Origin of the sequence: Sphingobium phenoxybenzoativorans, assembly GCF_001757355.1 — a bacterium.
In the GTDB taxonomy this organism is placed as follows: Bacteria; Pseudomonadota; Alphaproteobacteria; order Sphingomonadales; family Sphingomonadaceae; genus Sphingobium; species Sphingobium phenoxybenzoativorans.
Window position 1 is genome coordinate 14,784 of the sequence record NZ_MINO01000009.1, and the last position, 18,142, is coordinate 32,925.

General features: G+C 62.8%; 22 protein-coding genes. 15 read left to right on the forward strand and 7 right to left on the reverse strand.

The window, feature by feature from the left end:
* Positions 1-150: 150 nt before the first annotated feature.
* From trbB to BHQ40_RS06990, 11 genes are all read left to right on the forward strand, one after another.
* Positions 151-1,131 carry a P-type conjugative transfer ATPase TrbB gene (trbB, locus tag BHQ40_RS06940; RefSeq protein ID WP_024350827.1) on the forward strand — a complete coding sequence of 327 codons (981 nt, stop codon included), beginning with the start codon at positions 151-153 and terminating at the stop codon, positions 1,129-1,131.
* Between the two features lie 2 nt (positions 1,132-1,133).
* Positions 1,134-1,463, forward strand: coding sequence for a TrbC/VirB2 family type IV secretion system protein (locus BHQ40_RS06945; protein ID WP_432215183.1), 330 nt, complete (start codon positions 1,134-1,136; stop codon positions 1,461-1,463).
* Positions 1,463-1,744: a VirB3 family type IV secretion system protein gene (locus BHQ40_RS06950; RefSeq protein ID WP_024350825.1), complete on the forward strand. Its 282-nt coding sequence runs from the start codon at positions 1,463-1,465 to the stop codon at positions 1,742-1,744. Before BHQ40_RS06945 ends, BHQ40_RS06950 begins: the two co-directional genes overlap by 1 nt.
* An 11-nt stretch (positions 1,745-1,755) precedes the next feature.
* Positions 1,756-4,209, forward strand: a complete 2,454-nt coding sequence (gene trbE, locus BHQ40_RS06955) for a conjugal transfer protein TrbE (protein ID WP_024350824.1) — start codon at positions 1,756-1,758, stop codon at positions 4,207-4,209.
* The gene (gene trbJ / locus BHQ40_RS06960; protein WP_029660577.1) at positions 4,206-4,976 is read left to right on the forward strand and encodes a P-type conjugative transfer protein TrbJ; all 771 of its coding nucleotides are present in this window, start codon (positions 4,206-4,208) and stop codon (positions 4,974-4,976) included. The genes trbE and trbJ overlap by 4 nt, the downstream gene beginning before the upstream one ends.
* 11 nt (positions 4,977-4,987) lie before the next feature.
* Positions 4,988-5,374 carry a putative entry exclusion protein TrbK-alt gene (gene trbK-alt / locus BHQ40_RS06965; protein WP_070154328.1) on the forward strand — a complete coding sequence of 129 codons (387 nt, stop codon included), beginning with the start codon at positions 4,988-4,990 and terminating at the stop codon, positions 5,372-5,374.
* Positions 5,375-5,378: 4 nt separating this feature from the next.
* On the forward strand, positions 5,379-6,734 hold the full coding sequence (gene trbL, locus BHQ40_RS06970) for a P-type conjugative transfer protein TrbL (protein WP_024350822.1): 1,356 nt from the start codon (positions 5,379-5,381) through the stop codon (positions 6,732-6,734).
* Positions 6,734-7,417, forward strand: a complete 684-nt coding sequence (trbF, locus tag BHQ40_RS06975) for a conjugal transfer protein TrbF (RefSeq protein ID WP_024350821.1) — start codon at positions 6,734-6,736, stop codon at positions 7,415-7,417. The genes trbL and trbF overlap by 1 nt, the downstream gene beginning before the upstream one ends.
* On the forward strand, positions 7,414-8,463 hold the full coding sequence (gene trbG, locus BHQ40_RS06980; RefSeq protein ID WP_024350820.1) for a P-type conjugative transfer protein TrbG: 1,050 nt from the start codon (positions 7,414-7,416) through the stop codon (positions 8,461-8,463). The genes trbF and trbG overlap by 4 nt, the downstream gene beginning before the upstream one ends.
* Before the next feature lie 80 nt (positions 8,464-8,543).
* Entirely contained in the window at positions 8,544-9,680 is a 1,137-nt protein-coding gene (locus BHQ40_RS06985) for a TraB/TrbI/VirB10 family type IV secretion system protein (RefSeq protein WP_299173447.1), read from the forward strand.
* On the forward strand, positions 9,680-9,919 hold the full coding sequence (locus BHQ40_RS06990; protein WP_081651912.1) for a DUF2274 domain-containing protein: 240 nt from the start codon (positions 9,680-9,682) through the stop codon (positions 9,917-9,919). The genes BHQ40_RS06985 and BHQ40_RS06990 overlap by 1 nt, the downstream gene beginning before the upstream one ends.
* Here BHQ40_RS06990 and BHQ40_RS06995 read toward each other — a convergent pair.
* Positions 9,916-10,818, reverse strand: coding sequence for a LysR family transcriptional regulator (locus BHQ40_RS06995; protein ID WP_024350816.1), 903 nt, complete (start codon positions 10,816-10,818; stop codon positions 9,916-9,918). The two genes, BHQ40_RS06990 and BHQ40_RS06995, sit on opposite strands and share 4 nt — an antisense overlap.
* Positions 10,819-11,031: 213 nt before the next feature.
* Between BHQ40_RS06995 and BHQ40_RS07000 the strand changes: the two genes are divergently transcribed.
* Both BHQ40_RS07000 and BHQ40_RS07005 read left to right on the forward strand, forming a co-directional pair.
* Positions 11,032-11,565: a MarR family winged helix-turn-helix transcriptional regulator gene (locus BHQ40_RS07000; protein ID WP_024588022.1), complete on the forward strand. Its 534-nt coding sequence runs from the start codon at positions 11,032-11,034 to the stop codon at positions 11,563-11,565.
* Positions 11,566-11,592: 27 nt separating this feature from the next.
* On the forward strand, positions 11,593-12,561 hold the full coding sequence (locus BHQ40_RS07005; protein WP_024350815.1) for a YeeE/YedE thiosulfate transporter family protein: 969 nt from the start codon (positions 11,593-11,595) through the stop codon (positions 12,559-12,561).
* Here the strand turns inward: BHQ40_RS07005 and BHQ40_RS26935 are convergent.
* From BHQ40_RS26935 to gap, 5 genes are all read right to left on the reverse strand, one after another.
* Positions 12,541-13,005 (reverse strand): DUF6314 family protein, encoded by a 465-nt coding sequence (locus tag BHQ40_RS26935; RefSeq protein ID WP_070154329.1) that lies wholly within the window; start codon positions 13,003-13,005, stop codon positions 12,541-12,543. The two genes, BHQ40_RS07005 and BHQ40_RS26935, sit on opposite strands and share 21 nt — an antisense overlap.
* Before the next feature lie 11 nt (positions 13,006-13,016).
* Complete coding sequence (locus tag BHQ40_RS07015) at positions 13,017-13,523, reverse strand: YkgB family protein (RefSeq protein ID WP_024350814.1); 507 nt, start codon at positions 13,521-13,523, stop codon at positions 13,017-13,019.
* 35 nt (positions 13,524-13,558) lie between these two features.
* The gene (locus BHQ40_RS07020; RefSeq protein WP_024350813.1) at positions 13,559-14,068 is read right to left on the reverse strand and encodes a MarR family winged helix-turn-helix transcriptional regulator; all 510 of its coding nucleotides are present in this window, start codon (positions 14,066-14,068) and stop codon (positions 13,559-13,561) included.
* A gap of 92 nt (positions 14,069-14,160) precedes the next feature.
* A complete protein-coding gene (locus tag BHQ40_RS07025) occupies positions 14,161-14,382 on the reverse strand; it encodes a hypothetical protein (RefSeq protein ID WP_024350812.1) in 222 nt (73 codons plus the stop codon).
* 141 nt (positions 14,383-14,523) lie between these two features.
* Positions 14,524-15,531 carry a type I glyceraldehyde-3-phosphate dehydrogenase gene (gene gap / locus BHQ40_RS07030; RefSeq protein ID WP_024350811.1) on the reverse strand — a complete coding sequence of 336 codons (1,008 nt, stop codon included), beginning with the start codon at positions 15,529-15,531 and terminating at the stop codon, positions 14,524-14,526.
* A gap of 257 nt (positions 15,532-15,788) precedes the next feature.
* Here gap and rpiA point away from each other — a divergent pair, with 257 nt between their 5' ends.
* Positions 15,789-16,490, forward strand: a complete 702-nt coding sequence (rpiA, locus tag BHQ40_RS07035) for a ribose-5-phosphate isomerase RpiA (protein WP_024350810.1) — start codon at positions 15,789-15,791, stop codon at positions 16,488-16,490.
* A gap of 311 nt (positions 16,491-16,801) precedes the next feature.
* Entirely contained in the window at positions 16,802-17,296 is a 495-nt protein-coding gene (locus tag BHQ40_RS07040; RefSeq protein WP_230450755.1) for a MarR family winged helix-turn-helix transcriptional regulator, read from the forward strand.
* A gap of 20 nt (positions 17,297-17,316) precedes the next feature.
* Here BHQ40_RS07040 and BHQ40_RS07045 read toward each other — a convergent pair whose 3' ends face one another.
* Entirely contained in the window at positions 17,317-18,078 is a 762-nt protein-coding gene (locus BHQ40_RS07045; RefSeq protein WP_029660571.1) for a ZIP family metal transporter, read from the reverse strand.
* Between the last annotated feature and the right edge of the window lie 64 nt (positions 18,079-18,142).

Genomic DNA, 18,142 nt, shown 5'->3' on the forward strand with positions numbered 1-18,142 from the left:
AAGTATTCGACCGTTCCGCCGTTTCCCTGTCTTTGTACGCCACAGTACGACGGCCACATGATGGTTGTTGTCACGCCATGATTTCTGCCTCTTCTACTCATCCCCGATCCAGGGCCGCCCGCGGCGGTCCCGCAAAAGAACGGGGACAGCGTGACGGCAGCTCACCAGAAATCGGAGGCGATCCTTCGCGGGGCTCGGATGCTGCGCACTGCGCTCGGCCCGGCGATCGCCACGTTTCTGGAAGACCCCGCAATCGTCGAGGTGATGCTCAACCCCGACGGGCGGCTCTGGGTCGACCGGTTGTCGGAAGGTCTCTCCGACACCGGTGAACGGCTATCTCCAGCCGACGGCGAACGCATAGTTCGACTTGTCGCACATCACGTCGGGGCCGAGGTTCATGCCGGGGCGCCCCGCGTCTCCGCCGAACTGCCTGAAACAGAGGAGCGGTTTGAGGGCCTTCTGCCGCCGGTGGTGTCCGCGCCGGCTTTCGCGATCCGGAAGCCAGCCGTCGCCGTGTTCACGCTCGATGACTATGTCGCGGCTGGCATCATGCTGTCCGACCAAGCCGAAACACTGCGTCAGGCCGTTCTTCATAGGCGGAACATTCTCGTCGCCGGCGGCACCTCCACCGGTAAGACCACGCTCACGAACGCCCTGTTAGCGGAGGTATCGAAGACATCCGATCGCGTCGTGTTGATCGAGGACACCCGTGAACTGCAATGCGCCGCGCCAAACCTGGTCGCAATGCGCACGAAGGACGGCGTCGCTTCTCTCTCCGATCTTGTCCGTTCCTCGTTGCGTCTTCGTCCCGACCGCATCCCGATCGGCGAAGTGCGCGGTGCAGAGGCGCTCGATCTGCTGAAGGCCTGGGGCACCGGCCATCCCGGCGGCGTCGGCACGATCCACGCCGGCACCGCCATCGGCGCTCTTCGCCGGATGGAGCAACTCATCCAGGAAGCCGTCGTCACGGTTCCGCGCGCGCTGATCGCCGAGACCATTGATCTGGTTGCGGTGCTCTCCGGCCGCGGCTCCTCGCGCCGCCTTGCCGAGCTTGCCCGCGTCGAAGGCCTGGGCCCCGACGGCGACTACTGCGTCACTCCAACAATTCCGTCCATCTCAGGAGACAGGTAATGATCAAGCATGCCCTGCGCATCCGCCGTCACATCGCCACGGCGGCTTCCGTCACTTTCATTTCCATAGCCCTCGCACCTGCCGCTCATGCGTCCGGTTCGTCGATGCCATGGGAAGCTCCTCTGCAGTCGATCCTCGAATCGATCGAGGGCCCGGTCGCAAAGATCATCGCGGTGATGATCATCATCATCACCGGCCTGACTCTCGCCTTCGGCGACACGTCGGGCGGAGCGCGCCGCCTGATCCAGATCGTGTTCGGCCTGTCGATCGCCTTCGCCGCGTCGAGCTTCTTCCTCTCGTTCTTCTCGTTCGGCGGCGGGGCGCTTGTCTGATGGCCGTTGGAGCGGATCATAGCGCGGACGTACCGGGCTTTTCCGTGCCGGTTCATCGTGCGCTGACCGAGCACATCCTGCTCGGCGGTGCGCCGCGCTCGCTCGCGATCCTCAATGGCACCCTGGCCGCCGCGCTTGGCTTGGGCCTTCGCCTTTGGCTGGTCGGGCTGGCGCTATGGGCGGTCGGCCACTTCGCCGCCGTCTGGGCGGCCAAACGTGATCCGCAATTTGTCGACGTCGTGCGCAAGCATCTGCGCATCCCCGGCCACTTGGCAACGTGAGGAGCCGGGCAATGATGAACCTAGCCGAATACCGCAATCGGAATACCCGGCTCGCCGACTTCCTACCCTGGGCGGCGCTCGCCGGCGACGGCGTCGTCCTCAACAAAGACGGCAGCCTGCAGCGCTCGGCCCGCTTTCGCGGTCCTGACCTCGACAGCGCAGTGCCAGCCGAGCTCGTCGCCGTCGCTGGCCGGCTGAACAACGCCTTCCGTCGCCTTGGTTCCGGCTGGGCCATATTCGTCGAAGCGCAGCGCCATGGCGCGGTGTCATATCCGGCAAGCACATTTGCCGACAGCGCTTCGGCGCTTGTCGATGCCGAGCGCAAGGCAGACTTTGAAGAAGCCGGCGCCCATTTCGAATCCAGCTACTTTCTCACATTCCTTTATCTACCGCCGGCCGAGGATGCCGCCCGTGCCGAGACCTGGCTTTACGAGGGTCGGGACCATGCCGGCGTCGATGCGCGCGAAGTGCTCCGAAGTTTTGTCGATCGCACCGACCGTATCCTCAACCTGATAGACGCCTTCATGCCGGAGTGCGTATGGCTCGATGACGCCGAAACGCTCACCTACCTGCATTCGACGATCTCGACGAAGCGCCATCGCGTCCGCGTGCCCGAAACGCCGATGTACCTCGACGCTTTGCTCGCCGATCAGCCGCTCACCGGCGGGCTGGAGCCCCGGCTTGGAGATGCGCACGTACGCATCCTCACTATCGTCGGCTTCCCGACCGCGACGACGCCCGGCATCCTCGACGAGCTGAACCGACTTGCCTTTCCCTATCGCTGGTCGACCCGAGCGATCCTGCTCGACAAGACCGACGCGACCAAGCTGCTGACAAAGATCCGGCGGCAGTGGTTCGCAAAGCGCAAGTCGATCGCCGCCATTCTCAAGGAGGTGATGACCAACGAGGCATCGGCGCTCGTTGACACTGACGCAGCCAACAAGGCCGCTGACGCTGATATGGCGCTACAGGAACTGGGCGCCGACTATGCCGGCCAAGCCTACGTGACCGCGACCATCACCGTCTGGGACGATGATCCCCGCGTCGCGGCCGAGAAGCTCCGGCTGGTGGAGAAGGTCATTCAGGGCCGCGACTTCACGGCGATGACTGAGACCATCAATGCTGTCGACGCCTGGCTGGGCTCACTCCCCGGGCATGTCTACGCCAACGTCCGCCAGCCGCCCATCAGCACATTGAATCTCGCTCACATGATCCCGCTGTCAGCGGTGTGGGCGGGACCGGAACGGGACGAGCACTTCGATGCACCCCCACTGCTTTACGGCAGAACGGAGGGCTCGACCCCGTTCCGGCTTTCCATCCACGTCGGCGATGTCGGTCATACGCTGATCGTCGGGCCGACCGGCGCCGGTAAATCGGTGCTTCTCGCACTCATGGCGCTCCAGTTCCGCCGCTATCAACAATCTCAGGTCTTCGCCTTCGACTTCGGCGGATCGATCCGCGCCGCGGCGCTCGCCATGCAGGGCGACTGGCATGATCTCGGCGGCGGTTTGACTGAGGGTTCCGAGGAGAGTGTGTCGCTCCAGCCGCTCGCCCGCATCGACGACGTCGCCGAGCGCGCCTGGGCCTCCGACTGGCTGATCGCGATCCTCTCCCGAGAGAGCGTGCCGGTCACGCCCGAGGTCAAGGAGCATCTGTGGTCGGCGCTTTCGTCGTTGGCGTCAGCGCCGGTCGCCGAGCGCACGTTGACCGGGCTGTCGGTCCTTCTCCAGTCCAATGACCTGAAACAGGCGCTGCGACCCTACTGCGTCGGCGGCCCCTATGGCCGGCTGTTGGACGCTGAGGCCGAGCATCTCGGCGAGGCGCATGTCCAGGCTTTCGAGACCGAAGGTCTGATCGGCACCGGTGCAGCGGCAGCGGTGCTCGCCTATCTCTTCCATCGCATCGAGGACCGCCTCGACGGCCGGCCGACACTCCTGATCGTGGATGAAGGTTGGCTCGCCCTCGACGACGACGGCTTCGCCGGACAACTCCGCGAATGGCTGAAGACGCTGCGCAAGAAAAACGCCAGCGTCATCTTCGCCACCCAGTCGCTCTCCGACATCGACGGCTCTGCGATAGCGCCGGCGATTATCGAGAGCTGCCAAACGCGCATCCTCCTGCCGAACGAGCGCGCGGTCGAGCCGCAGATCACCGCTATTTACCGCCGCTTCGGTCTCAACGACCGGCAGATCGAAATCCTCGCGCGGGCAACGCCCAAGCGAGACTATTACTGCCAGTCGCGACGGGGCAATCGCCTGTTCGAGCTGGGCCTGTCGGATGTGGCCCTGGCGCTGTGCGCAGCCTCATCCAAACAGCATCAAGCGATGATCGCCGACGTCCACGCCCGAAGCGGCACCGGGGGATTCCTCGCCGAGTGGCTGGCGGCCAACCGACTCGACTGGGCTGCCGACCTGATCACCGACCTCACCAACGTCAATCAACAAGACCCGGAGGCACGTCCATGACACGTCTGATTCAAACCCACAGTCGCGCACTGCGCGTGACGGCCGCACTCCTCGCGGTCCCGCTCGCACTTTCACCGGTCCTCAGCACCCCGGCTGCCGCTCAGTGGATCGTCTACGACCCAACGAACTATGCCCAGAACGTCCTCACTGCGGCGCGGACCCTCCAGCAGGTGAATCAGCAGATCACTCAGCTTCAGAACGAAGCTCAGATGCTGATCAATCAGGCGCGCAATCTTGCCAGCCTCCCGCACTCTTCGCTTCAGCAGCTTCAACAGTCGGTTCAGCGGACGCAACAGCTTCTGAGCGAGGCGCAGGGGATAGCCCTTAACGTCCAACAGATCGACCGAGCATTCCAGACCACCTATGGCAATGCCTCGATGTCCGCCTCGGATCAGGCGCTCGTCACACAGGCGCGGGAGCGCTGGCAGAACACTGTCGGTGGTCTGCAGGACGCTATGCGAGTCCAGGCGGGTGTTGTCGGCAACATCGACACCAACCGTACGGAGATGTCAGCGCTTATCGGCCAAAGCCAGGGCGCGACGGGGGCGTTGCAGGCGACGCAGGCCGGCAATCAACTGCTCGCACTGCAGGCCCAACAGCTCGCCGACCTCACCGCCGTCGTCGCCGCTAACGGGCGCGCTCAGAGCCTATCCGAAGCCGAGCGCGCCGCAGCGGCGGAACAGGGTCGTGAGCAGCGCCGTCGCTTTCTCACGCCCGGCAGCGGCTACCAGCCGGGCAATGCGCGCATGTTCCCGAACGGCAATTGAGAGGACCGACCGTGGACGGCAAATTGGTCGCTCGGATGGGCGCCGTGATTTTCGTCGCGGTTGCGGTCACCGCGACCGCGATCGAGATGTCCCGGAAAGAGGAAGTGCCTGAGGCTTGGTCGTCCGGACGAACGCCTCAAGAAACTGCGGATCCCCTGCGCGACGCGCTCATCCGCTGCCAGGCACTCGGTGAAGAAGGTCCGCGAGACCCCGCCTGCCGCCGGGCCTGGGCCGAGAACCGACACCGCTTTCTCGCGCCCGGTTCTCGTCCCGTCGAGCGCTTGCCGGACGTAGCATCACCCATCGGTGACGTCTTCAGCCCTCAACCACGAGGGACAGACGCGCAAGATCACGCGCCGACCGCGCCGAGCACGCCACAGATCAACGAAGCGCGATAGCATCATGGGCAACACCGGCGTCATCGACCACTTCCTCGAGGTCTTCACTCGCTACATCGACAGCGGGTTCGGCCTGCTTAGCGGAGAGGTCGCCTTCATCGCCACGACCCTGATCGTCATCGACGTGACGCTCGCGGCACTGTTCTGGAGCTGGGGCGCCGACGACGACATCATGGCGCGGCTGGTGAAGAAAACGCTCTTCGTCGGCGTCTTCGCCTACATCATCGGCAACTGGAACAACCTCGCACGTATCGTCTTCGAGAGCTTCGCCGGTCTCGGGCTGAAGGCGAGTGGCACCGGATTTTCAACTGCGGACCTCATGCGCCCGGGAAGAGTCGCGCAGACCGGCCTAGACGCCGGTCGACCATTGCTCGACTCCATCTCCAGCCTGATGGGCTACTGGTCGTTCTTCGAGAACTTCATCCAGATTGCCTGCATGTTTCTTGCCTGGGCGCTGGTCCTGCTCGCCTTCTTCATTCTCGCCATCCAGCTGTTCGTCACCCTCATTGAATTCAAGCTGACGACGCTCGCCGGCTTCGTCCTGATCCCGTTCGGCCTGTTCGGCAAATCCGCGTTTATGGCCGAGCGCGTGCTCGGCAACGTCATCTCCTCCGGCATCAAGGTTCTGGTCCTCGCTGTCATCATCGGCATCGGGTCAACGCTCTTCTCAGAGTTCACTTCCGGTTTTGGCGGGCAGAATCCGTCGATCGACGAAGCCATGGCGATCGTGCTGGCCGCGTTGTCACTTCTCGGCCTCGGCATTTTTGGTCCCGGAATCGCCACCGGGCTCGTTTCTGGCGGCCCGCAGCTCAGTGCAGGCGCGGCGATAGGAACCGGCCTCGCAGCGGGCGGCGTGGTCGCTCTTGGCGCCGGCGCCGTCGGTGCAGCAGCCTCCGGCGGCGCGGCCTTGGCAGGCGGTGCGGCAGCCGCAGCTCGTGGTGGCGCCGCCATCGCGGGTGGAGCGTCCACAGCCTACAGCCTTGGCGCAGCCGGACAGTCCGGCGCGGCCGGGGTGGCCTCCGGCCTCGGAGGCGTTGCGCGTGCAGGCGGCAGCGCGGCTGTCTCACCTCTGCGCCGTGCCGCATCGCGCGCTGCCGACACAATGAGGTCAAGCTTCAACGCAGGCGGCAAAGCGGCGTTCGAAGCGACAGGCGGAACATCCACCATGGGCTCAATAGGGGGTGATGCCGCCAGCGATGGCGCGGCGCCTGCGAGCGCTGGCGGGCCGCCGGCTTGGGCGCAGAGAATGCGCCGGTCCCAGCAAATGACTCACGCCGCCCAGGCCACGGCTCATGCCGTCCGCTCTGGCGACGCCCATGGCGGCGGTTCCTCGGTAAATCTGACTCAAGGCGACCGCTAATGTTCAAACGACCATCCACTCACTACGGCAAGGCACCCGAGCCGGAGACGCCGTATCAACGTGCTGCCCAAGTCTGGGACGATCGGATCGGGGCCTCCAGGATCCAGGCGAAAAACTGGCGGCTGATGGCTTTCGGCTCGCTGATCCTTACGGCGGGGTTCGCCACCGCCCTCGTCGTGCAATCAGCTCGCGGGACCGTCGTGCCGTGGGTCGTGCAGGTCGATCGACTGGGTCAGTCCCAGGCGGTCGCACCCGCCGAGGCCGACTTCCGGCCCACCGATCCACAAATCGCCTTTCATCTCGCGCGCTTCATCGAACAGGTTCGCAGCATCCCGGCGGACGCGATCATCGTGCGTCAGAACTGGCTACGGGCGTACGACTTCACAACTGATCGCGGCGCCATGGCGCTCAACGACTATGCTCGCTCGAACGACCCGTTCACGCGGGTCGGCCGACAGCAGGTTGCTGTCGATGTCTCAAGCGTCATCCGCGCCTCGCCCGACAGCTTCCGCGTCGCCTGGGTCGAGCGCCGCTATGAGAACGGCCAGCTCGCCGAGACCACGCGCTGGACCGCGATCCTGACGATCGTCGTGCAGGTCCCCCGCAACGCCGATCGGCTGAGGGCAAATCCGCTCGGCATCTATGTCAACGCCATCAATTGGTCACGGGAGCTTGGGCAATGAAGCCGTCTTTCCGTAAAGCCGGAAACCCGGCTTCACACGCACTTGTAATCCCGGCTCTCCGCCGAGCCGCAATCCCGATGGTCCTGCTGGCGACAACTGCGCTCGCGGGCTGCGCCACCACGAACCCACCGCCCGAGATCTCCTACGACAACGCGGCTCCCGCCGTGCAGACCGTCGATCCGCCAGCGCCCGTCACCGTGGTCGAACTGCCGCGGCCGCTGCCGCTACCCGGCCAGTTGCAGCGTGTGCCGGAGACGCGACGCGCGCCCGAGCCCGCCAACCCAACGGCGCGCGTCAACCAGGCTAATGAGGCGGCCCGCGTCCAGCCGGTGCGCGACGGCTTCATCAACTCCATGCAGGTCTATCCCTGGACGCAAGGCGCGCTCTATCAGGTATATACCGCTGTCGGTCAGATCACCGACATCGCGCTTCAGCCCGGCGAACAGCTCGTCGGCGCAGGCCCTGTTGCGGCCGGGGACACGGTGCGCTGGATCATCGGCGACACCGAGAGCGGATCGGGCGCGACGCGCCAGATCCACATCCTCGTGAAGCCCACACGGGCCGACCTGATGACGAACCTGGTCATCAACACCAACATGCGCACCTATCACATGGAGTTGCGGTCGACAGAGCGAACCTACATGGCTTCAGTGTCCTGGCAGTATCCGCAGGATCAACTCATCGCGCTGCGCCGGCAGAATGCCGACGCGCAGGCCGCTCAACCGGTTGCGAGCGGTGTCGATCTCGCGAACGTCAATTTCCGCTATGCCATCGAGGGTGACCGCGCTCCTTGGCGCCCACTGCGCGCCTTCGACGACGGTCGCCAGGTCTTCATCGAGTTTCCGCGAGGCATTGGTCAGGGCGAGATGCCGCCGCTCTTCGTCGTCGGGCCCGAGGGCAACACCTCAGAACTGGTGAACTACCGCGTTCGCGGCCACCACATGATCGTCGATCGACTCTTCGCGGCGGCGGAACTGCGGTTCGGTTCCGGTCGCGAGCAGAAGCGCGTCAGGATCGTCCGAACAGACGGGAGGCCCACCTCGTGAGCGCGAACTCGCCCACAAATGAGGAAGTGCCAGACGATGATGCACAGCCCCTGACCGGCGAGCCGGTCGGGCCAGCGCCGATGCGTCTGCGCGCCGAACCGCCCCGCGTCACTCGACTATCGCGCAAGGTCCTCGCCGGCCTTGGTCTTGTCGCCAGCGTCGGCCTTGGTGGTGCACTGCTCTACGCGCTCCAGACGCGCGACGCCGGTCGGCCCAACGACGAACTCTATTCGACCGAGAATCGCTCGACGGCTGAGGGCTTGGCCGGCCTGCCGCGAGATTACAGTGGCGTGCCCCAACTCGGTCCGCCCCTTCCCGGTGACCTCGGCCGACCGATCCTCAGCACCCAGGATCGCGGACAGCCGGTGCCCGCTCCCGTTATCGCCACACCCAACCCCGGTATCAGCGCGGAAGAGCAGCGCCGCCTTCAGGAGATCGAGACCGCGCGGACCAGCCGCCTCTTCTCCGGATCGGACAGCCGGGGCGCTCCCGCTGCAGCGGGAGCTGCCCCAGCACTCCCGCACGCTCCGGATTTGGCGAGCCTCGGCCTCGCACCTCCGCCGGCCACACCCTCCGCGCAGGAGCGTCAGAACGCTTTCCTGAACGCAGCGACCGATCGACGGACGGTGTCGCCCGATCGCGTCGTTGCTCCAGCGTCGCCAAATGTACTTCAGGCCGGCGCAGTTATCGCGGCAGCTCTTATAACCGGCATCCGATCCGACCTCCCGGGCCAGATCACCGCTCAGGTGACCGAAAACATCTACGACAGCCCGACAGGGCGCATTCTGCTCGTGCCACAAGGCACGCGCATTATCGGCCAGTACGATAACAATGTGCAATTCGGTCAAAGCCGCGTCCTGCTAGTCTGGAATCGACTGATCTTCCCAAATGGCCGTTCGATAGTGCTCGAGCGCCAGCCCGGCGCAGACGTCGAAGGCTATGCCGGCCTGCAGGATGGCGTCGATTACCACTGGTGGGATCTTGCCAAGGCCGCCGGTCTGTCGACTCTTCTCGGAGTCGGCGCCGAGCTCGCCGCCGACAATGACGACCGTCTCATCCAGGCGATCCGGAATGGCGGTCAAGACACGATCAACGATGCCGGTCAGCAGATCGTCAGACGGCAGCTCAACGTGGCTCCAACATTGACGATCCGGCCGGGATTTCCTGTCCGTGTCGTCGTGACCCGTGATCTCGTTCTCGAACCTTATGGGGGCTGATGATGTCGAAGCTCAAGCTAGGTCCCATCGCCGACGAGAAGCCGATCAAGGTTCAGGTGGAGCTGCCGGCGGCTCTCCACCAAGACCTTTCCGACTACGCGGATTTGTTAGGGCGCGAACAAGGTATGCCTGCTGTCGAGCCCGCGCGGTTGATCGTACCGATGTTGCAGCGGTTCATCGCAACCGATCGAGGGTTCTCGAAGGCTAGGCGTACGAAGACCCAGAACGCCTCCGATTAGCTGGCGCTGCTCCGCGTGAAGGCTGGCAGGACATCGAAGCACTTCAGCAGCAGCGGCAGAGCCGGATTGTCGTTATCGCTCGACGAAATCATAGCCGCCGTCGGCGCCCGCGCGGGTGTGAGCGGAACCAATGCAATATCAGGCCGATGCACGACGCTCGTTATCGTCAGCCCGAAGCCTTGCTCGACCATGGTCAGAAGTGTTTCCCTGCTGACCTGCTGGATAGACAGTTGGATCGCCTCTTCGGCAGCGCCCAGCATCCGCCGGAGAATAGCTGCGAGTTCGCGCCCGGCACCATCGGAGCGGACAAGAAAGACTTCGTCGCAAACGTCCTCCCAGGCGAGCCGCGGTCGCGACGCGAGTTGGTGTATGGGTGATAGGGCAACGAAGAGGTCGGGTTCGCACAACCGTCGAATCTGAAACGGAGGGCCCTTCGTTGCGGCCAGGCTGATCGCCGCGTCTAGCAGCCCGCGCTCCACGCCGAGGGTGTTCTGCTCTGACGTGCCTTCTTCGAGCTTCACCTCGATCGTCGGGTGTCGCTGTCTAAAGGTCGCCAAGAGGTCGATTATGGGACATGCCGGAAACGCCTCGAGCATCCCGAACCTGACTAGTCCAGTCGTAAGTTTACGGACCGATCGCATCTCAGTGGCGGCCTCGCGAAGATACCTCGCCCCGACCGCAGCTTGCTGCAGAAATCGCTCTCCTTCCGGCGTCAATCCAGCGCCCGATCGCGTGCGCTTGAACAGGGAAACGCCAAGCTGCCGTTCGAGCATCTGAACGCGGCGGCTGACCGTTGATTGCGATATCGAAAGGCGATCCGCCGCCCTGCGGAAACTACCCGCTTCGGCGACATGGATAGCATACTTAAGGTATCGAAGATCGAGCGTCAGATCAGGCATGACGCGCATTCCCGGTTCCCGGCTTCCGTTCGCACGAGCAGCGCGCGATGCTCCAAAGCCTTTGCTGGAGGCCCCGCTTTTCGATCTCAGATGGGGAATCCAAGCCGAGCCCATCAGTGAGCATGACCATCTCCGAATCCGTGATAGATGTATGCGCCGGTCATACATATTCGAGCGCTTGATGTCTATGCGTGACGCATATATTCTTTCCGGATGGAGCCCGAGGCCGCCAAATATCATTTTGGTGCACTTGCGCTCGCGGTAGCTGACAGCATCGCGAGCGCATCAGCCTCGCTTTCGCCGAGCGGCCCCGCGGCTGCATTGATGGTCTTCCTTAGCTTCGAGCCGGGATTACCTATCAGTGTCCTTGCGAGCCGGATCCGGCTTTCGCATGCGGGAACGGTCCGATTGATCGATAGGCTCGAATCCGATCACCTGGTGGAAAGGCGGCGACACACGGCGGACAAGAGGGCGCGCTTTATCCACTTGACCAATGCAGGTGTGAAAATGACCGGCGCTCTGCTCAGAGCGCGCGAACAAGTGATTGCAGCGTGTGTCTCGCCGCTGTCGCCGGCTGACCTGAACAAACTAGGCCGATTGTCCGAGCGGCTCCTTATCGCAAACGGTTACGAGAAATCTGGTGTCGAAACTATGTGGCCCGTGGTTGGCTACCGGGGACAGACACCGGCTGAAAATGCATCTCAGCCCGCCCGCCAGCTGCGCCGGCGCCCTTCGCACAAGGGCTGACGAGAAACCGAGGCAGGCTTGATATCTTTGGCATCGATCGCGTTCGACTTTCTCATATGCATACTGGCCTTCTGGTTCGGGTATTCTGCGAACCGAGGCGGCACGTGCTTGGTCGTAGCGGCTCATGAGTTGCAGCAACGGCGCCGACCAAGAATGTTCGTCGGATTTGTTGCGGCGTCTGCGGCTGCTGGCCTTATTGCGATACCGCTCGCTTGGTCGGGGACGCTGAACGCGACCCTCCCACTCTCGACGAGCGTCAACGGCCTCCTCATCATCGGCGCCATCGCCTTCGGCCTCGGCGCGCTCATAAATGACACCTGCCTGCTAGGTTCACTGGCACGGTTAGGGGATGGAGAGATGCGGTTGCTTGCCCTTCCTGCCGGACTGGCAATCGGCATCTTGGCCGCTGATTTCGGCCGGTTTGGCGCCGTCGCGACATGGCCAAGTTTCATCGCTAGGCCGAGTGTCCCTGGGGCCGCGACGCTTCTTGCCTTAGCCGTCGTGCTCGCGCTGGCGGTGATCTTCGTATCGCGGAAGACCCCACCGCGAAGAAGGCAGAGCTGGGCATTTGGCGCTTCAATGATCGGCCTCGGTATCACTGGTGGGCTTCTCTACGCGCTTTCGCCAGCATGGACATTCGCTGACCTTATCCAACGCGGCCTTCCTCTTCGAATGTCGCCAACAGGCGAGGTCGCACTGGTTGCGGTCATTGCCTCAGTTGCGGGAGCCATCACGGCATCCGTGCGCCAGGGTCGCTTGCGTTTCCAGCGGCCGACGGCCGCCGGCATCCTGCGGTCGATCGCCGGCGGCGCGTTGATGGGAATAGGCATCGGCCTGATACCCGGTGGCAACGACGCTTTAATCCTTGCCGCAATGCCTACGCTTTCTCCGGGCGGCATAGTCGCCTACCTCGTGATGACGACCACGATCGTTTTCGGATTCGAAGCGCGTGACAGACTGGCCAGGAACGGCGCGTCAGGCCAGGGGAAAAAGTAGACGGTCCGGCGTCGTTCGTGACACCTTTGAGTACCGGCTCCGCAGGTCGTACGCCTTTCGTGGACCAATGACCCTGATAACTGTCTCGAAAGATCCTGCGTCGAGAATTCGGTAAAAAGCGTGATAGGCGTCGTCACCGCAGAAGTGGGTGTCTGTTGCCTCGTACCCCCAATTCTTGCGCGAGAATGCAAGGTTGAGAAACAGCTTCCCGGTGTTCGGTCCGTCTGCGAACTGAACGTCTACTCGGTGGCCGACCGCGCAGTACCGATATTGCCGAGACGCTGAGAGTTCGCGGCCATCCCGAAGCCGAAGTATCCCGCTTTCTCGATAGGTGAGCGCGGATTCACCTGTCGAAGCGAAATCCGCGTCGCCAATCAGTTGTTCGCCCGTCGGATCGACGTTGCGACGAAGCGCCCACTCTCCACGGAGCGTGTCCAAGACCATCGTGCCTATGTTCACGACCGATCGATGGTCATCGGCCCAAGGCGCTCATTTTTGGGTTGGACCGACGCAAACAGCAGCACAAGTGATGCCGCAAGCAAAACTGCGTCCTTCAGCAAAAACTGGCCAGGAGCGGCGGATATCGCAGGAAAGCCTCCGGCAGTCGGCTCCCCGACCCCAGGCGTCGTAAAAAAGAAGGTCAGGGTGATGAAGTAGGTCGCCGCCGACATAAGCGCGCCAAGCGCTGAGAAGGATGGGCGGAAAGCCCCTAAGGCCAGCACGACTGCGGTCGACAGCTCGATGACGCCGACAAAGTAACTTTGGCCCTGTACCCCGAACATACCCAGCCAACTCATGATCGGACTATGGCCGATGAAAGGGGCGATGCCATCGGCCTCGTAAGCCGTGAATTTCATCGCGCCGAACCAAGAGAAAACGATCACGAGCGCCCATCTCAACAGCGCCAGTTCCTTCCGACTGCGCTCGGGCACAAGCAATTCATACCGATCGAAAATACTCATATCGAACTCCTCAAAAGGGGATGATCGTCAGGGCGTCACGGACGATGGTGGCCGACTGGGCAATCGGCACACCGGGCCTGATCGCACAGACGACAGATTGCCAAGCCGCCGTGGAGGTCCGAGAACAGCGACGACAGGATGTTGTCCGCGGCCCGCTCCAGCACGACGCGATCGTCAGCCGACACTTTGCTCAGCAGCTCGGACACCGCCGCGTTCCGCAGACCTAGCAGCTTGGTCCGCTCCACCTGACCACGCGAGGTCAGCGAGACATGAACTACCCGGCGGTCAGAGGGCGACGGCGATTTCGCCACCAGGCCTTGCTCGCCTAGCCTCTCGACGACGCGAACTGCACCTGCATGCGAAAGCCGGAGAGTTTGCCGTACCTGGCCGATCGACATTCCTGGCGCGTGACCGATCGCGATCAAAGCCGCGGCCGTCTCGCCCCCCGCATTGAATGCTTCAGCGATCGCCAAGCGCACGCGGTCAGACACCGCTTGAGACAGCGCGCCAAAGATGTTGATCAAGCGATCCGAGGGGTCATCCATCGCCGCGACTCACGCAATATATGCGTCGCGCATACAATATCTGTGGGCCGGTGTCGAGCCTCGTGCCGGAGTACAAGCGTTCGCTGGAAGGCTTAGACGTCGTCGGTGCCTACCGGCCCACCTTCGCCCTCCATCCGATTGATCGCACGCACATCCTTGGCGTTGAACTTGAGCCTTACGCCGAGCCCTCCGCTATTGTCCTCGCTGATGAAAACCGCGCCGCCGCGTTCGAGCGCGTCCCGCAGCCGCGTCAAATCCGAGGCTGCAAACACGCTGGCGCCGGCTTCGAATTGAGCTAGCGCCTCTTCCTCCAAGCCTGCGATCCTGGCGACATGTGATCGCGGCCACTGAATGAGCGCTCTCGCTGCACGTGCTAGTGGCCCATTCATGTTTAATGCCTCCGTTTCGCGAACGCATCCTGTCGCCAAGATACGACCTTTCCCGCAACCGATCCGCTAGATGAGCTTCGCCATCACCACGGCGACATCCGCCATGCGTGTCGCGAAGCTCCACTCGTTGTCGTACCAAGCAAGCACGCGAACCATCCGGCCATCGACGACATCGGTCTGGGGGAGCGCGACGATCGAGGATTCGGTCCGGTGGGTCAGATCCACAGACACCAGAGGCTCTGTCGTGAATGCGAGCACCCCACTCATCGGACCACTCGCAGCCTGACGAATGGCGTCGTTCACTTCGTCGATCGTCACCTCCCGGGATGCGGAAATAGCGAGATCGACGACCGATACGTTCGGCGTTGGCACGCGGATTGACGAGCCATGGAGCTTGCCTTTCAGTTCTGGCAGCACGCGTCCGATTGCGTTCGCGGCTCCGGTCGAGGTTGGGATCATCGACAGCGCGGCTGCCCGTGCGCGGTAGAGATCCTTATGCACCGTATCCAGCGTCGGTTGGTCACCGGTATAGGCGTGAACCGTGGTCATGTAGCCCCGCTCAATGCCACATAGATCGTTCAGTATCTTCGCGACGGGCGCGAGGACATTCGTGGTGCATGAGCCATTCGATACGACGACATCTTCGGTTGTCAGCGTTTCGTGATTGACCTTGAAGACGATCGTCTTGTCTGCGCCCTCGCTGGGCGCGGAGACGAGCACGCGCTTTGCTCCTGCACGGATGTGCGATTCAGCCTTCTCCTTGGAGGTGAACAAACCCGTGCATTCGAGCGCCACGTCGACTCCAAGCTCGTTATGCGGAAGCTTTGATGGATCGCGCTCCGAAAACACTTTGATTTTACCGGACCCGATGTCGATCCAGTCTTCGCCGGTGGCTATCGATCCTTGAAAGGGGCCGTGAACTGAATCGTACTTCAGGAGGTGCGCCAACGTAGCAACCGGCCCGAGGTCGTTGATCGCAACCACCTCGATGTCATCACGCCGTAGTTCGACGATCGACCGTAAGGCCAGTCGTCCGATCCGACCGAAACCGTTGATTGCGACCTTGACCGTCATGCCTGTGTCCCCTGGTTCGCCGAACTGGCTACGGCATACGCACTTCGCTCAGTGCCGCCTGGCACGCGGTGGTCGTCTCCAGCAGCGAAAGCTTGCCGATCAGACCATCCTCATTATGTATGCGCCACGCATAGACCTATCCGTCTGTTGGCTGCAGGTCAACGAGGCAATGTCGGCATGGAGGATTAGGTTTGCGCCGCCCGGTTTCACAATCGACCTGGTGAAGGCACGCATACCGGCGAGATGAAGTGGCGTTGATGTTTACCCAAGAAGAAGAGAGGAGGCTGGCTGCGGCTAGAGCAGTCGACGAGATCGAAGACGGCATGTTCGTTGGCCTTGGGACCGGAAGCACAACAGCCTATGCCATTAAGAGCCTGAGCGACCGCATTCGGCAGGGCCTTCGCATCACCGCTGTCGCCACCTCCCGAGCGACCGAAATGTTGGCTCGTCGTCTCGCGGTGCCGCTCGTTCCTTTTGAGCAGTTCAGTTCGATAGACCTCACGATCGACGGCGCTGACGAGATCGACTGCCACTTTCAGGCGATCAAAGGCGGCGGCGGCGCCTTGCTCCGAGAGAAGGTCGTGGCCGCCGCTTCTAGCCGGATGATCGTGATCGTAGACGCTAGCAAAGTCGTTCAACGACTCGGCGGGTTTCCTTTGGCGGTCGAAGTCGTGCCCTTCGCGAGCGAGTTCGTTCGAACGCATCTTGCCAACCTCGGAGCCAGTGTGACGCTTCGCTCGGTCGGCGGAGAACCATTCATCACAGACCAGAGCAATCACATCTTGGATGCAGCCTTCGGCAAGGCCCTTAGGCCGATCGAGATCGCCGGAGCGATCGATGCCATCCCCGGCGTAATGGAGCACGGCTTGTTTCTCAGCGAGATTGACACTGTGGTGGTCGGACGCGGTGAGACGGTCGAGGTGCATCTCAGAGAGCAAGCCCCCGGATCCCTCCGTTAGGTGCCGACGAGGGGTGGCACCTGGCGCAGGCGTGATGTGATTCGGCCGTCGGGCAGCCAAAATCACGACAGCCCACCCCGATCTATAGCCGCCAGGTATCGCCATTTTGTGTGTCCCGACGATCGAAGTCCTGTATTCCAATCGTCCGCGCCATCCGCAGCATATCCTAAGCCACTGTAAAGGCGCACCTTTCGGCTTGCCAGAATCCCCCGGCGCCGCAGGGGTATGGCTTGCTGTCTATGCTTCGCGCACATATAGATGGGGCAATGGATGGACCTCGAGATCGAAATATCTTCGGGGCGTTCGCACTCATGATCAGCGACGACATCGTTCGCGCTAGTTCATCGCGGGCGCCAGAAGCTGGACCCGCCGCCTCGGCGCTTGCGTTGATTGCCCATAAGCCAGGGCTATCGATCCGCATGCTGTCAGTTGGGGTGGGACTTTCCCATGCCGCGACCGTCCGCTTGGTGGACCGTTTGTCGACGGAGGGATTGGTCGAGCGGCGTGAGCATTCGACTGACGGGCGCACGCGGTCCCTCCATCTTACAGAGGCTGGCAAGGTCGCGAGCGATGCGGTCCTGGCCTCGCGAGACAAGGTGATCGCTGAGGGACTATCGATCCTCACCCCTACCGAGTTGGACGCTCTTTATAGCATTGCTGAACGCGTGCTGCGCGATCGCCTGGAAAACCTCGAGCATTCCTACCGCATCTGCCGCTTGTGCTGTTACGAGGGCTGCACGAATTGCCCGATCGATGCCGAGTTGCACGAGCGCGGCGTAGACCGCGAGAACGGCGGCGAGGCTTAGAGCTCCGGAAGTCGCAGGTTTCAGTGTTGAGCGATGAGATACGCCGCCAGAAACCCCACGACCGTGATCAGGCCTATGAACGGCGGCGCCTTCTCGAAAGCTTCGGGAATCATAGCCTCCGCCAGCATCGCGATGACCGCGCCGGCTGCGAACGACAGAATGGCAGGGGCTTGAGTGGACGCCGAGCCGAGCAGAAGGTTTCCCGTACCGGCGGCGATGCAGACAAGTAGCGGAATACCGATCCAGACCGCGTAGATATAGCTTCGCGATCGGCCCGCGACCTTCATTCCGGAAGTGCTCGATAGACCCTGTGGCACATTAGCCAAAAAGAAGCCTGCCACTACTGCAAGGCTGATCCTGCCTCCACCAGCCACGGACATCCCAATCACGAGGGCCTCTGGAATGCCGTCGAGGACGCTGCCAAGCGCAATCGCAGCACCGCTACCGCGGTGCTCCTGTTCAGTGGCCTGCTCGGTGCATTCACCGCATCGCTTTCGATGCTTCGCGCCCCTGCGAGAGAGAAACCAGTTTGTGCCGCTGAAGATTGCGGCCCCTGCGAGCAGCGCAAAGATCGCTAAGGGTCCCAGGCCAGCCGACACGCGATCACCGATGAGTTCGGTAGCGACCACGGCAATCAACACACCACCACCGAAGCCCATCACCGCTGAGATCATGCGGTGAGTGAGTCGCCCGTACAGCACGTCCGCAAGAACCGCCCCCACCAGAAGTCCGCTTCCTGACAAAAGCCCCCACAAGCCGGCGATTACGTATTCGGGTATCATCGCAAGAACCCGGCTGACCTAGCGACGCGGGGCGAGCGCCTTAGCGTCCGTATCGTTGATGACC

Coding starts and splice junctions, on each gene's coding strand:
- BHQ40_RS06985 (WP_299173447.1), top strand. CDS start 8,544: ATGCGTCTGCGCGCCGAACCGCCCCGCGTCACTCGACTATCGCGCAAG.
- trbE (WP_024350824.1), top strand. CDS start 1,756: ATGATGAACCTAGCCGAATACCGCAATCGGAATACCCGGCTCGCCGAC.
- BHQ40_RS26935 (WP_070154329.1), bottom strand. CDS start 13,005: ATGGTCTTGGACACGCTCCGTGGAGAGTGGGCGCTTCGTCGCAACGTC.
- BHQ40_RS07015 (WP_024350814.1), bottom strand. CDS start 13,523: ATGAGTATTTTCGATCGGTATGAATTGCTTGTGCCCGAGCGCAGTCGG.
- trbL (WP_024350822.1), top strand. CDS start 5,379: ATGGGCAACACCGGCGTCATCGACCACTTCCTCGAGGTCTTCACTCGC.
- trbJ (WP_029660577.1), top strand. CDS start 4,206: ATGACACGTCTGATTCAAACCCACAGTCGCGCACTGCGCGTGACGGCC.
- BHQ40_RS07020 (WP_024350813.1), bottom strand. CDS start 14,068: ATGGATGACCCCTCGGATCGCTTGATCAACATCTTTGGCGCGCTGTCT.
- trbG (WP_024350820.1), top strand. CDS start 7,414: ATGAAGCCGTCTTTCCGTAAAGCCGGAAACCCGGCTTCACACGCACTT.
- BHQ40_RS06995 (WP_024350816.1), bottom strand. CDS start 10,818: ATGCCTGATCTGACGCTCGATCTTCGATACCTTAAGTATGCTATCCAT.
- rpiA (WP_024350810.1), top strand. CDS start 15,789: ATGTTTACCCAAGAAGAAGAGAGGAGGCTGGCTGCGGCTAGAGCAGTC.
- BHQ40_RS07040 (WP_230450755.1), top strand. CDS start 16,802: ATGATCAGCGACGACATCGTTCGCGCTAGTTCATCGCGGGCGCCAGAA.
- BHQ40_RS06950 (WP_024350825.1), top strand. CDS start 1,463: ATGGCCGTTGGAGCGGATCATAGCGCGGACGTACCGGGCTTTTCCGTG.
- gap (WP_024350811.1), bottom strand. CDS start 15,531: ATGACGGTCAAGGTCGCAATCAACGGTTTCGGTCGGATCGGACGACTG.
- BHQ40_RS07045 (WP_029660571.1), bottom strand. CDS start 18,078: ATGATACCCGAATACGTAATCGCCGGCTTGTGGGGGCTTTTGTCAGGA.
- BHQ40_RS06990 (WP_081651912.1), top strand. CDS start 9,680: ATGATGTCGAAGCTCAAGCTAGGTCCCATCGCCGACGAGAAGCCGATC.
- trbF (WP_024350821.1), top strand. CDS start 6,734: ATGTTCAAACGACCATCCACTCACTACGGCAAGGCACCCGAGCCGGAG.
- BHQ40_RS07000 (WP_024588022.1), top strand. CDS start 11,032: ATGGAGCCCGAGGCCGCCAAATATCATTTTGGTGCACTTGCGCTCGCG.